The sequence below is a fragment of the Pseudoalteromonas sp. bablab_jr010 genome (assembly GCF_016464105.1).
Classification (GTDB): domain Bacteria; phylum Pseudomonadota; class Gammaproteobacteria; order Enterobacterales; family Alteromonadaceae; genus Pseudoalteromonas; species Pseudoalteromonas simplex.
Map to the genome: position 1 here is coordinate 19,119 of NZ_JACDWV010000148.1, position 14,094 is coordinate 33,212.

Annotated in this window: 12 protein-coding genes; 8 read left to right on the forward strand and 4 right to left on the reverse strand. The window is 40.6% G+C overall.

Annotated elements, in window-relative coordinates:
- Positions 1–57 precede the first annotated feature (57 nt).
- Both JIG37_RS13495 and JIG37_RS13500 read right to left on the reverse strand, forming a co-directional pair.
- Positions 58–1,266 (reverse strand): porin, encoded by a 1,209-nt coding sequence (locus JIG37_RS13495; RefSeq protein ID WP_199529559.1) that lies wholly within the window; start codon positions 1,264–1,266, stop codon positions 58–60.
- Positions 1,267–1,437: 171 nt separating this feature from the next.
- A complete protein-coding gene (locus tag JIG37_RS13500) occupies positions 1,438–1,959 on the reverse strand; it encodes a TetR/AcrR family transcriptional regulator (protein ID WP_199529560.1) in 522 nt (173 codons plus the stop codon).
- Between the two features lie 205 nt (positions 1,960–2,164).
- On the opposite strand from JIG37_RS13500, the gene JIG37_RS13505 reads away from it, so the two are divergent.
- From JIG37_RS13505 to JIG37_RS13535, 7 genes are all read left to right on the forward strand, one after another.
- Positions 2,165–3,751, forward strand: coding sequence for an ABC-F family ATPase (locus tag JIG37_RS13505; RefSeq protein ID WP_199529759.1), 1,587 nt, complete (start codon positions 2,165–2,167; stop codon positions 3,749–3,751).
- A 401-nt stretch (positions 3,752–4,152) separates the two neighbouring features.
- Positions 4,153–4,635 (forward strand): 5-(carboxyamino)imidazole ribonucleotide mutase, encoded by a 483-nt coding sequence (purE, locus tag JIG37_RS13510; protein WP_054553887.1) that lies wholly within the window; start codon positions 4,153–4,155, stop codon positions 4,633–4,635.
- A gap of 1 nt (position 4,636) precedes the next feature.
- Positions 4,637–5,785, forward strand: coding sequence for a 5-(carboxyamino)imidazole ribonucleotide synthase (locus JIG37_RS13515; protein WP_199529561.1), 1,149 nt, complete (start codon positions 4,637–4,639; stop codon positions 5,783–5,785).
- A gap of 154 nt (positions 5,786–5,939) precedes the next feature.
- On the forward strand, positions 5,940–6,176 hold the full coding sequence (locus JIG37_RS13520) for a DUF2798 domain-containing protein (protein ID WP_199529562.1): 237 nt from the start codon (positions 5,940–5,942) through the stop codon (positions 6,174–6,176).
- Positions 6,173–7,105, forward strand: coding sequence for a putative sulfate exporter family transporter (locus JIG37_RS13525; RefSeq protein WP_199529563.1), 933 nt, complete (start codon positions 6,173–6,175; stop codon positions 7,103–7,105). The genes JIG37_RS13520 and JIG37_RS13525 overlap by 4 nt, the downstream gene beginning before the upstream one ends.
- Complete coding sequence (locus tag JIG37_RS13530; RefSeq protein WP_199529564.1) at positions 7,102–8,265, forward strand: endonuclease/exonuclease/phosphatase family protein; 1,164 nt, start codon at positions 7,102–7,104, stop codon at positions 8,263–8,265. The genes JIG37_RS13525 and JIG37_RS13530 overlap by 4 nt, the downstream gene beginning before the upstream one ends.
- Before the next feature lie 105 nt (positions 8,266–8,370).
- The gene (locus tag JIG37_RS13535; RefSeq protein WP_199529565.1) at positions 8,371–10,863 is read left to right on the forward strand and encodes a prolyl oligopeptidase family serine peptidase; all 2,493 of its coding nucleotides are present in this window, start codon (positions 8,371–8,373) and stop codon (positions 10,861–10,863) included.
- A gap of 387 nt (positions 10,864–11,250) precedes the next feature.
- Here JIG37_RS13535 and JIG37_RS13540 read toward each other — a convergent pair whose 3' ends face one another.
- On the reverse strand, positions 11,251–11,526 hold the full coding sequence (locus JIG37_RS13540; protein WP_199529566.1) for a hypothetical protein: 276 nt from the start codon (positions 11,524–11,526) through the stop codon (positions 11,251–11,253).
- A gap of 51 nt (positions 11,527–11,577) precedes the next feature.
- On the reverse strand, positions 11,578–12,162 hold the full coding sequence (gene rrtA, locus JIG37_RS13545; protein WP_199529567.1) for a rhombosortase: 585 nt from the start codon (positions 12,160–12,162) through the stop codon (positions 11,578–11,580).
- Between the two features lie 85 nt (positions 12,163–12,247).
- Between rrtA and ggt the strand changes: the two genes are divergently transcribed.
- Positions 12,248–14,005 carry a gamma-glutamyltransferase gene (gene ggt / locus JIG37_RS13550; RefSeq protein ID WP_199529568.1) on the forward strand — a complete coding sequence of 586 codons (1,758 nt, stop codon included), beginning with the start codon at positions 12,248–12,250 and terminating at the stop codon, positions 14,003–14,005.
- The last annotated feature ends 89 nt before the right edge of the window (positions 14,006–14,094 follow it).

Below are 14,094 nucleotides of genomic sequence, written 5' to 3' on the forward strand. Positions count from 1 at the left end.
ACGTAAGTGACTTAACGTTGTAAAGCCCACAAAAGTGGGCTTTAGTATTAATGGTAACTACAAAGTATAATTAAATCCAATAGCTATACCGTCATCTTCGGTTTGAGACATCTGTGCTTCTTGCTCTGCGTCATTACTTGAAAAGTCACTAAAATCCTTACGAGCTTCGATATATAAAATGGTATCTTCAGCCATAAAGTAGTGCACACCTAAAACTGCAAATTGGCGTTTAAACACATCTTCAGGGTCGGCATTAAAATTAGGCTGAATAACATAGTCACTACCTGCATCAAATACGTTATAGGCAACAAAAGTACGAATGTCATTATCAAAGCGATAACTTAGAATTGACTCTAAACCAACGGCATCTTTGATTAAGCGTCCTAAGTTGTCGGTGTCGTGGTTTTCGTTTTTATTTATATTTGCTGATGCATACCAGCCTGGTTTATAAAAATCACCATAAGTAACACCAACACCATAGATAAGATCTGTAACGAGTTGATCGCGACCGTTTGCATAAACAATATCAAATTCACCTCGGTTAACCCCTGCAGTAAATTTTAAATTATTTGTTGCATTGTAGGTGATAGCCGCACCATAGGTTGAATTAAACTCTACTCTTTGAGCTGCGGCATTACCTTGATTAAATAACAGTTCACATGAACTTCGTGATATGTCTGCAATGTCGCAGGTATAAAAGTCATCTGATTTCAGTTGCGCTTGTAGGGCAAGATGAAATTTTCCCCACGTATTACGATACTGTAGTACTTTATCACCGCGACCAGTACCATTTACTGCACCGTCATCTTTATTGTAGGTATAAACACCCGCGGCGTTACCATCCCACACTAAACTGTAGTTGGTGTTATAAACAACGTCATACCATGCACCCCATTGTTTGCCTAATGTAATTTGACCATAGTCTTCATGTTTAAGGCCAACATAGCCAAGCCGGTTATATAAAAACTCATCTTGAATCGATTCAAAGCGATTATTATAAATAATGTCACTACTACCAACAGGGTTTACACCCCATTCTAATAATGCTAAGGCTTGCCAACCATTTTCTAATTGACGCTTAAAATCTAAATTGATTCGTGATGCACCATTAACTACCTCTGTTTCACCTTGTGTATTAATAACCCTTGCATCTATAAAGCCACCTATAGTGACACTATTGGTTTGATCGTTGTAGATCTCGATGGCATTCGCTGTAGACATGGTTATCATGCCCGCAACAAAAAAGGCAGCGTGTGTTCTTTTCATAATGTACCTTGATTAAATATTGTCCCTAATAGGTATAATTTAGTTAAGAGTCGGAGATTATCAAAGCTAAAATTGGGTCAAAAGTGAAAAATTATCATGCAACAAACCTTGTTTGAGGAAAAATTATTCACTTTAGGTTCACAATATCGAATTATCAATGAGTTAGTGAGCTTAAAATATAGACACTTTCTGACTCAGCGTTCTCAGCATCAATTTTGTATTCGGAGTTTCAGCGCCCAATCCATACAATAAGGTCATAAAATAGCAGTCGAGTAATATAGCTGCTTTAACTTTATTAAATTGGGGTTGATCGGCAAATACTAATGATTGAATTAGTTCCATGTGTTGTTGTTGAAAGGTTTTGCAGAACAAGCGTTGGCTAAAAAGCACTTTATAAAAGCGGTGATGTAAACAGTAAAATTGATAAAAGTATTGAGCATAATGATTGATTTTAAGACGAGGAGGGCGGTGAATGTCGGTTTCTTTGGCAAGTTCTAATACGTCATGAAACCTTAGATCAAGACATGCTTCTAAAATCGTAATTTTACTATCAAAATGTTTAAACAAAGTACCGATTGCAATACCACAAGTAGAAGATATTTGCCGTGTAGATGTTTCATTGAACCCATGTTTAGAAAAAAGTTGCCAAGCAACATTTAAAATATGCTGATGTGTCTTATCGTAATTACCCATAGCTAATATCTTAATTTTTATAGTTAAATTTAAAAGTGAGCGCGTTCACCAATAAAAGTGAGCGTGTTCACTAAATGTAGACCTAACAATTTTAGTTGTAAATTGAGGAATTGATTTAACTAATCTTTCATGGCGCGCCAAGCGGCTTTAGTTTAAAATTGCCATCAGTTTCGTTTTTACTTTTTACCCGCTGGAGGGTACCGCTATCATTAGTACAGCTAATATCACCATGCAATTTGGTGCTAAACCTTTATTCGAAAATATCTCAGCAAAATTTGGCGATGGTAACCGTTACGGTTTAATCGGTGCGAATGGCTGTGGTAAATCAACCTTCATGAAAATCCTAAGTGGTGAATTAGAGCCATCTTCAGGCAATGTCAGCACAGATCCAAACGAGCGTATTGCTAAACTAAACCAAGACCAGTTTGCTTACGAAGAGTTTTCTGTAATCGACACAGTGATCATGGGTCATAAAGAGCTGTGGGAAGTAAAAAAAGAGCGTGACCGTATTTACAGCTTACCTGAGATGAGCGAAGAAGACGGTATGCGTGTAGCAGACCTAGAAACTGAGTTTGCCGAAATGGATGGTTACTCAGCAGAAGCTAAAGCAGGTGAGTTATTAATTGGTGTAGGTATTGGCACAGACCAACACTACGGCCCTATGTCAGAAATTGCACCGGGTTTTAAACTGCGTGTCTTACTTGCACAAGTGCTGTTTTCTGATCCAGATATCATGCTACTCGATGAGCCTACCAATAACTTGGACATTTACACCATCAAGTGGCTAGAAGACGTACTAAACCAGCGTGACTGCACCATGATCATCATTTCGCACGACCGTCACTTCTTAAACTCAGTTTGTACACACATGGCCGACATCGATTACGGTGAGCTTCGTATTTACCCAGGTAATTACGATGAGTACATGTTTGCTGCAACGCAAGCTCGTGAGCGTCTACTAAGCGAAAATGCCAAGAAGAAAAGCCAAATTGCCGAACTTCAACAGTTCGTATCGCGCTTTTCTGCAAACGCTTCAAAAGCAAAACAAGCCACATCGCGTGCTAAACAAATTGACAAAATTCAGCTTGAAGAAGTTAAAGCATCTTCGCGTCAAAGCCCGTTTATTCGTTTTGAGCAAGAAAAGCAGTTATTCCGTAATGCCTTAGAGCTAACAAATTTAACACAAGGCTTTGAAGAAACCTTATTCAGTGGCCTTGAAGGCCTAGTTGAAGTAGGCGAGCGCATTGCAATTATCGGTGAGAACGGTGTTGGTAAAACCACACTATTAAATACCCTTGCTGGTCGTTTAGCACCAAAACAAGGTGAATTTAAATGGTCTGATAACGCTAATATCGGTTATTACGCTCAAGACCATGCTGACGAGTTCGAACAAGACATGAACTTATTCCAGTGGATGGAACAATGGCAACAAGAAGGTGACGACGAACAAGTTGTTCGTAGTTTCTTAGGTCGTATGCTGTTTTCACAAAACGATATCAAAAAGTCAGTAAAAGTGATTTCAGGCGGTGAGCAAGGCCGTATGCTGTTTGGCAAAATTATGATGCATAAACCAAACATCTTATTAATGGATGAGCCAACCAACCACATGGATATGGAATCTATCGAAGCGCTTAACTTAGCACTTGAAGCATACGAAGGGACATTATTGTTCGTATCTCACGATAGACAATTTGTATCATCACTAGCTAACCGTATTTGGGAAATCAAAGACGGCAAAGTTATCGACTTTAAAGGTACATACACTGAGTACCTAGCAAGCAAAGAAGCTTAATTAGCTGATGAGTGATTAAAAGCCATGCATGTCATGGCTTTTTTGTGCTTCTAGAGTCGCATCTTGATGTGAGTTAGGGGATATACCCAAACCACATCAAGATACAGAATTCAGCGTTTCACAGGTAGGCGTTACTTTGTAGAAATGGCAGTCCCTTTTAAGAAGTAACAACGATGAGAGTGAGTGCCTGTGAAGCGCCCAACGGGTTGGTTTAAAAGCGATTTATACTGCGTTATCGATTTTAACAATAGAACCACTATTATTTGCAATCAATGCCTTGCCTAAATCGCTTTTAATTCCAACTGAAACTCGCATCTTGATGTGAGTTAGGTATATAATACCCGCCACAAAATAAGGACAAAAGTCCGCTTTTTAGAAAACTATTTAACTGAGGTGTATTTATGACTGTTGGCATTATTATGGGTTCCAAATCAGACTGGCCAACGATGGAACATGCGGCGTTAATGCTAGAAAAATTCGGCATTGAATACGAAACTAAAGTTGTTTCTGCTCACCGTACCCCTCAATTACTTGCTGACTATGCAAGTTCAGCTGCAGATCGCGGCATTAAAATTATTATCGCCGGTGCCGGTGGTGCTGCGCACTTACCAGGTATGGCTGCGGCGTTTACATCACTGCCAGTTTTAGGTGTACCAGTTAAGTCTAAAACACTTAATGGTGTTGATTCGTTATTATCTATCTGCCAAATGCCTAAAGGTGTTGCGGTAGGTACCCTTGCTATTGGTGAAGCAGGCGCTGCAAATGCTGGCCTTTTAGCGGCACAAATTTTAGGTTGCCAACAGCCTGAAATCTTCGCAAAAGTAGAAGCTTTCCGTAAAGAACAAACAGACACTATCTTAGCTAACCCTAACCCTGCAGAGTAATATGAATATTCTAATTTTAGGTGCAGGTCAGTTAGCTCGCATGATGAGCTTAGCGGGTGCACCGCTTGATTTAAATGTTGTTGCCTACGATGTGGGTAGTGAAAAAATCATTCACCCATTAACTGGTGAAGTTCATAACAGCACATTACAACAAGCTATTGATAACGCAGACGCGATTACAGCAGAGTTTGAACACATTCCTGATGATGTACTTACATTATGTTGTCAAAGCAATAAGTTTTATCCGGGTAAAGCGGCAATTAAAACAGGTGGCGACCGCGCACTTGAAAAAGCATTACTTGATAAAACAGATGTTGAATGCGCGCCTTACCAGCTAATTACAGAAAAAGCGCACCTTATTGCTGCCGTAGAGCGTTTAGGCAAGCCGCTTGTGATCAAAACTTGCCAAGCAGGTTACGATGGTAAAGGTCAGTGGCGCTTAAAGTCTGATGATCAAATTGACCAAATCTGGTCAGAAATGGCAGATTTCATTGCATCAGGCACTGAAAGTGCGCCACATTCTATTATCGCTGAAAAGATGATCCCATTTGACCGTGAAGTATCTATCATTGGTGCACGCGACAAAGCGGGTAACACCGTTATTTATCCATTGACTGAAAACCAACACACCAATGGTGTACTTACGCTTTCAGTTGCGGGTAAAGAAAAAGCAGCAATTCAAGAACAAGCAGAGCTTGCTTTTAACAAGCTTGCGCAAGAACTTGACTATGTGGGTGTATTAGCAATTGAGTTTTTTGACGTACAAGGTACGTTATTAGTTAACGAAATTGCGCCACGCGTTCATAACTCAGGTCACTGGACACAGCAGGGTACACATTGCTCACAGTTCGAAAACCACATGCGCGCTGTTGCAGGTTTACCATTAGGTAGTACAGCGTGTCTTCGTCCTACTGCTATGATCAACGTACTTGGTCAGCCTTCAATCCCACACTCAGTACTGGCAACGCAAGACGTTACTAGTCACTGGTATGGTAAAACGGCTAAACCGGGTCGTAAGATGGGTCATATCAATGTCTCGGCTGATAACCTTCACCAATTAGGGGAGCGTTTAGCAGCTCTGGCTGAAATTCTACCAGAGCAAGACTACCCAGGAATAGCTGATACCAGCACTCAACTTATTTTAAACTAATCAGTTTAAATTCTTAAAAGCCGAGTTTATCTCGGCTTTTTAATCGCTAAAATTTACCCGCAAACTTCGCTAATTTTGTACCTCTTGTCTCAAAGCACTTGCGTCAGGGTCATCTTGCTATAGACTAATATTTTTATATTAATATTAGTTCGTTATGTTACACCCTCGATTAAGAACAGTCGTATTTGCGTTCTTTATGGCGCTGTTTATGTCTGGATTTATGTCTTTAGTGATCAGCATTTTTAACGTTGGTTTAATCGATAACATTGCAACCATTTGGCTTAAAGCTTGGGCTTTTGCATTTTGTGTGGCGTTTCCTACTGTTATATTTGTTGCACCTGTGGTGCATAAGCTTAAGCTAACCAATAAACTTATCAGAGCACCGTTGTGATAGCCGAACGCCCAAAGCAGTTTCTATTTATTGCACTATTTTTAGTATCAGCATTACCATTTGTTGGCTCTGCTACGGCACTTGTCGTCGGTGCTTTATTTGCCATGATATTAGGCAACCCATTTTCAGTGCAGTCACAAAAAATAAGTAAATGGATGCTAAAGTTGGCGGTGATTGGCTTAGGCTTTGCTGTTGATTTTAATCAAGTTATAGAAGTAGGGCGCAGCTCTATTGTGCTTACTATTGTCAGTATTACCGCTATTATTGGCCTTGGTGAAATTTTATCTCAGTTATTTAAGTTAAATAAAAACACTGGTGTGCTCATTTCATTTGGTACCGCCATTTGTGGTGGTAGCGCCATAGCTGCAATGGCACCGGTTATAAAAGCCAAAGATCACGAAGTAGCTATATCACTTGCTGTGGTGTTTTTATTAAACGCCCTTGGCTTAGTGTTATTCCCAATGATTGGTCATTATTTTGGCCTGACTCAGCAGCAGTTTGGTGTTTGGGCGGCACTTGCTATTCACGACACTAGTAGCGTAGTGGGGGCTTCCGCCGCTTATGGCGCATCAGCACTTGCTATTGCCACAACCATTAAATTAACCAGAGCGATGTGGATAATCCCTTATACAAGCATTGCGGGTGTGTTTTGGAAATCGGATGAAAAAGCCAGTATCCCATTGTTTATATTTGGCTTTTTAGCGGCGGCACTGATTAATTCGAGCTTTCCTGAGTATCAAACACTGTGGCATGCACTCAATGTGGGTGCTAAACAAGTGTTAGTAATGACCTTATTTTTGATTGGTAGTGGTTTATCTATTTCAGTCTTAAAACAAGCGGGCATTAAACCTTTTATCATGGCGATGATCTTATGGATCATTGTCAGCAGTATTATTTTACTACTTATAGTAGACGGATTTATTTCATGAAAAACGCTTTATTAACTTCTTCAATAGCACTGGCTCTAGGCTTATTTGCTAACAATGTATCGGCTGCTGATTTACGTGTTGCTACCTTCAATGTGAGTATGGATGCCACTAACTATGCTAAAAAAGGCGAAGCAATAGATAAAGATGCTCTTAGTAAAGCATTAGCCAGCAACCACCAGCAAATTCGTAACATTGCCGAAATTATTCAGCGCGTAAGACCTGATGTAATTTTACTCAATGAGTTTGATTATATTGATGCCGACAAAGGTATTAACGTATTTCGTAAAAACTACCTGCAAGTATCGCAAAATAAGCAAGTTGCCATCGATTACCCGTATTACTTTATTGCACCTGTTAACACTGGTTTACCTACTGAGTTCGACCTAGATAACGATGGTGTAAAGGGGCATTACAAAGGCGACGCACACGGCTTTGGCTTCTTTGAGGGGCATTATGCAATGGCAGTATTGTCGCGCTACCCAATCGATTTAGATAAAGCGCGTACATTACAAACATTCAAATACAAAGATATGCCAAATGCACAAATGCCTGTCGACCCTAAAACAGGTAAAGAGTGGTATTCTGCTGAGGAATGGCAAGCAATTCACCTAAGTTCTAAGTCTTTTTGGGATTTACCAATAGATGTAAAAGGTAAAACGTTTCACTTACTTGCATCGCACCCAACGCCGCCTGTTTTTGATGGTGACGAAGACCGCAACGGTAAGCGTAACCACGATGAAGTACGCCTAGTTGCAGATTACATCAACAATGCTAACTACATTTACGATGATAAAGGTCAAAAAGGTGGCTTAAAAGCGAAAAGCCGTTTTGTTATTGTTGGTGACTTAAATGCTGCGCCAGAAGGGGGTAAGGCACGCCCGAATACCACAGACCAAATTTTAAAAAATCCATTAGTGAATACCTCTTTTACGCCAACAAGCAAAGGTGCAAAAGAATCGTATAAAGAAGATTACGCTAAAAACTATACTGCTTATTGGCAGGCGCGTGCTGATTACGTTTTGCCATCAAATTATGGTATAGAAATAAACGATGGTGGCGTTTTTTGGCCACAAAAAAACTCTGAACTGTTCCGTTTAATTAAAGATCGTAACGCATCGTCTGATCACCGTATGGTATGGCTTGATATCAGCTTAAAATAAGCTGTTATTAAACGGAAAAGTTTGGCTGTTTATCCTATAAAAATTGCTATTTCATCAGTGCTTCTGCTTAAATAGGGCGAATTATAATAACCCGTAAGAAGCACTATGAAATTCAAAACCACTGCTAATAAAACGTTAGTGGCTCTCGCAGTCGCATCTAGCTTCATGCTAGCAGGTTGTCAATCAACCGCCTCAACGCCTTCTGAAGAACAAGTTACCAATGTAGCACCAGTTGTTGCTACTCCTGCTGATACAGGTTCAGCTGAAATCACGTTAGAGCAAGCAATGGCTCACCCTGATTGGTTAGGCCGTCAGCCTGAGCGTGCTTTCTGGAATGGTGATTCTGACAGCATCGTTTATGCACAAAAGCAACAAGGCAATGAGTTACGCGATTTATACGTTCAAGCGGTAAATAGCCAATCTGCATCACAATTAGCGTTAAATAAACTACACACTGTAGGCGCTAAAAATGCCGTTTATTCTGCAGATAAGAAGCAACAGGCTTATGCATTTGAAGGTAATATCTTCGTTAAAAACCTAAGCACTGGTCAAATCACACAAATCACTCACGATAGCGCACAGCAATCAAAACCACAGTTTTTAACTGATGGTAGCCTTGCATATCGCCAAGGTAATGCATTTTATAAAGTTGATTTAGCAACGGGTGGTCAAGTTGAATTAGTTAACTTACACCTAGACGATGCACCTAAAGGTGTACAAGAGCCAGACACTTACATTGCAAAAGAGCAGCACAAACTAATTGATTACATTGCGCTGACGCACAAAAACAAAAAAGTTCGTGAAGAGCGTAAAGCACAAATCAACGAGCAAAACGACAGCATTGCTAATGCACAATTTTATTTAGGTAAAGGTAAGCGTTTAGCAGATGTACAGCTTTCACCAAATGGCCAAGCACTTGTTGCAGTAACCACAGAAAGCCGTTCATGGCGCGATGAAGGCGATATCATGCCTAATTACATTGCCGATGATGCACGCGTAAAAGCAGAAAAAGTACGCCGTCGTGTTGCTGATGAAAAACCAATCAGCTCAGACGTTGTTTACATCGACCTTAAATCAGGCGAGCAAACAACGCTTGCATTCGATACCTTACCTGGTTTTGATGAAGACGTACTTGCAGCTGTTAAGAAAGAAAACTACGCCCGTGATGGCAAAACTTATAAGTCTGAAAAAGCACCACGTGCCATCAACTTAATGATGGATTGGGGTTGGGACCAAAGTGCAATCCAATGGAACACTGATGGTTCACAAGTGGCACTTATGCTTGAAGCATGGGATAACAAAGACCGTTGGTTAGCGACTGTTGATACACAAAACAATAAACTTGTTTCACAGCACCGTCTGCATGACGATGCATGGGTTAACTATGCATACAATGATTTTGGCTGGTTGAACAACTCAGACACACTTTACTATTTATCTGAAGAGTCTGGTTACAGCCACATTTACAAAAAGCCTTTAAACGGTAAAGCAACGCAGCTAACTAAAGGCAAATTTGTTGTTTCTAACTTAACGTTAACAGCTGATAACTCAGCGATTTACTACAAAGCCAACGTTGAGCACCCTGGTCTTTACGAAATCTATCGTGTAAACCCTGCAAACGGTGAATCTGAGCAAGTAACCAACCTTGATGGTATGACTGATTACCAGTTAAGCCCAGATGAAAGCAAACTATTGCTAACTCACTCAAAAATTATGTCGCCGCCTGAGCTTTATGTTGCTGATGCAAAAGCAAACACCCAAGCAACTCAGTTAACGCATACAGTATCTGACGAGTTTTTAGCGAAGAAGTTAATCGCACCTAAGATTGTTGCTGTGCCTTCAAGCCACACTGATCAGCCAATTTATGCAAAAGTATACTACCCAGCTAATTATAAAGAAGGTGAAACAGGTAAAAACCGTAAAGCGGTTATCTTTAACCACGGTGCTGGTTACCTACAAAACTCACACATGGGTTGGTCTGGTTACTTCCGTGAGTTTATGTTCCACTCTCTACTTGCTTCAGAAGGCTATGTAGTAATGGACATGGACTACCGTGCATCGAAAGGTTACGGCCGTGATTGGCGTACAGCTATTTATCGTCAAATGGGTACACCTGAAATCCAAGATTTAGCAGACGGCGTAAGCTGGATGGCAGACAACGCAAACGTTGATACACAAGCTGTAGGCACTTATGGTGGTTCTTATGGTGGTTTCATGACGTTTATGGCGCTATTCACGCAACCTGATTTATTCAAAGCAGGTGCTGCACTTCGCCCGGTAACTGATTGGGCTCACTACAATGGTCCTTATACGTCTAACATCTTAAACCACCCAGATGTTGACCCAATTGCCTATGAAAAGAGCTCACCAATTTACTTTGCTGAAGGGCTTAAGAACCGTTTATTAATTAATGCACCTATGGTTGATGACAACGTATTCTTCCAAGATTCAGTTCGCTTAGTACAGCGCTTAATTGAACTTGAGAAAGAAAACTTTGAAACAGCGATCTTCCCAGTTGAGCCGCATGGTTTTGTACAACCATCAAGCTGGTTAGATGAATACCGCCGTATTTATAAGCTATTTAAAGAAACGCTTTAATCAATAGCGTAAATTAAAAACAGCCACTTTAAGTGGCTGTTTTTGTTTGCAATAGAATTTATATATAGGGTTATTTGCAGTGAAATTCACTCACATCAAGTACTGTCTTACCTTCTTCTGAGTCGTTTTAAAAAATTAAACTATCACCCTCTAAACTCATTTTATAGTCTTTCATCCATGATAGATTAGCTATTAACTCCAATTCATAGCGATTAAACGAAACAGGGCACTTTAAATACACATAATGGTGAGCAGTTCCAAAAGCTCAAGGGTCTGATGTGTAGACATAAAAGGTGCGATATTCAAATGCTTGTTCTTGGTGAACGTAATCAGTATTTGAGTTAAACATGATGTTGAATAATATAAGTAAACCAATGCCAAAGAACATTAAGCAGAATACAAAATACTAAGAATAAGGGTCAAATGAGCAATAATTTTATTCTTAAACGATTCTTTAACGATACTGTATTTTGCTAACAACAGACAAAACCCAATACAAAGTGAGCAAAATACTATGATGTAATAAATATTATCAAGGCTTGCCATAAACGTTGGTGAAACAAATTTTAAGTTTACCAATTGGCCAAATAGCCCAGCCAATAGAGGCCCGTAAAGGCAAAATAGGATAATGCGAAGGTAAATATCTCCTTTATTTTCATTCATCTAAAATTCCTTTTCTAGTTAACAAAGAGCAGTTGTAAATAGCGAGTAAGGTTACTCGCGATTTCTTATTATTTTAATAAAGACAGGCAAAGCGAGTAGTGTGCCGCCAATTGCGCCGATAAAGTGGGCATCAATGGCAACATTAGACGCGATTAACTGACTCACCGATTCACTCGGGCCTGCTATTTGCTCCCAAATCACTTTAGCCCAAGTACCAGCGAACAATAACCAGCCTGATAGCATGCCTGCTTGTACATCTTTAACTGCACCCCAAATGATCACACCGTGCAACAGGGCACTTAATCCGGTGTAAATTTGGATATCTGGGCAAAATAGCCACACACCTAATCCACACCATAATGCAAGAATGGCAATATTAAACGCATAGCGAGCAGGGCTTGTATGCTCAGCGTGTAGAGCCCAAATTAATAAAATCCCGGCGCAATTTAAGCCTAAATGTGGCCAATTAGCATGCACAAATTGGCTAGTGAAAATGCGCCAAAATTCACCATTTGCAACTAACTCACGGTTAAATTCAAGATATTCATTTAAGTTAAACGTAGCAAATGAGGAACTTAGTATTACTAAACACAGCGGCGGAAGAATATATTCTAGTTTCAGGGGCAGGTTTATCATGTTATTTTTGGTGTATCTGAGATTGTCGCCTATTGTGCACGTTTAATTTTAAGATGCCAAATACACTACGGGATTAAGTTTATTTATGTTATTCAAAACCAAAGCGCTGTTAGCTCTTTCCACCTCATTAATTTATTCAACTGCTATTTTCGCAGCCCCTGCAAAAGTTGAAACTCGCGAACCTGAAGCTGCAACGGGCTTTGCTCATAAGCAGGTTGTTGAAGGCGATAAGTACATGGTCGCTGCAGCAAACCCTTATGCAGTAAAAGCAGGGCAAAAAATGCTTGAGCTAGGCGGCTCAGCAGTTGACGCTGCCATTGCAACGCAATTAGTACTGACACTGGTAGAGCCGCAATCGTCGGGTATCGGTGGGGGTACATTTATGATGTACTTCGACAACAAAACAAAGAGCCTAACTAGCTTTGATGGCCGTGAAACGGCTCCAAGCAATGCTGACGAAACGTTGTTTTTAGATAAGCACGGTAAAGCCGTAAAATGGATTGAAGCCGTTGTAGGTGGTCGTTCTGTTGGTGTACCGGGTATTTTAGATGCCTTTGCCACAGCCCATAAGCGTTACGGTAAGTTAGAGTGGCAAACCTTGTTTGCCCCTGCCATTGAATTGGCTGATAAAGGCTTTAGCGTGTCGCCACGTTTACATCAATTATTGGCTAAAGAGTTAAACCCAGGGGTTACTAAGCTACCTGTTATTCGTGACTACTTCTTCCCTGATGGTAAACCGCTTGCTGTAGGTGCCGTGAAAAAGAATCCTGAACTTGCCGCGCTTTATAAAGATATAGCGAAACAGGGCATTGATGCATTTTACAAAGGTGAAAACGCTAAAGAGCTTGTGCATGCAGTGCAAAACTCAGCAGTCGCACCGGGTACATTGACGGTTGAAGACTTAGCCAATTACAAAAGCAAAGAGCGTGCACCTGTGTGTGTTGATTATCGCCAGTACGAAGTGTGCTCAATGGCACCACCTAGTAGCGGTGGTGTAGCTGTGTTACAGATTTTAGCCTTACTTGAACATAAAGATATGGCTAAACTTAAACCAAACTCTGTACAGGCGCTGCATTACTTTACCCAAGCATCACGTTTGGCGTTTGCTGATCGCAACGTGTATATGGGCGACCCTGATTTTATGGCAATCCCGACACAAGGATTACTCGATAAAAACTACATTGCTGGTCGCGCAAAACTTATTTCTGAAAAAGATACTCACGCAGAAGCAGGCACACCGCCAAACTCAGTTGCATACGCGCAAGATGATGCATACGAGCTGCCATCAACGACCCATGTTTCGATTGTCGATAGCCAAGGTAACGCTGTGTCGATGACAAGTTCAATCGAAATGGCGTTTGGTTCAACAGTAATGGTGAACGGGTATATTTTAAACAATCAACTAACCGACTTTGCTTTATCGCCAACTAAAGATGGTAAGCCATTGGCTAATCGTGTTGAAGCAGGTAAACGTCCGCGTAGTTCCATGTCGCCAGTCATGGTGTTTAACAAAGACGGCAGCTTACGTTTAGTGGTTGGTTCGCCGGGTGGTAGCCGTATTATTGATTATGTAGCTCAAGTGGTTGTAGGTGTGCTTGATTGGAACCTAGATGCGCAAACAGCCATTAACTTACCGCGCATTACTAATCGTAATAATTACACAAGCCTCGAAAAGGGCACTGAGCTTGCCAACGCTGAAGCTGATTTTGTTAACCGCGGACACACAGTTCGTATCCTAGATTTAAACTCTGGTTTACATGCTGTTGAAGTTAAAAACGGTAAACTTTATGGCGCAGCCGATCCGCGCCGCGAAGGCATCGCTTTAAGTGATAAAAGCCACTAAAAACAAGCTCAGCAGCCTTAAAGCTGCTGAGTTTTCATGTATACTATCTGCAATGCCATTTAAGGCATAAAATTCATTTTCTTCAATGG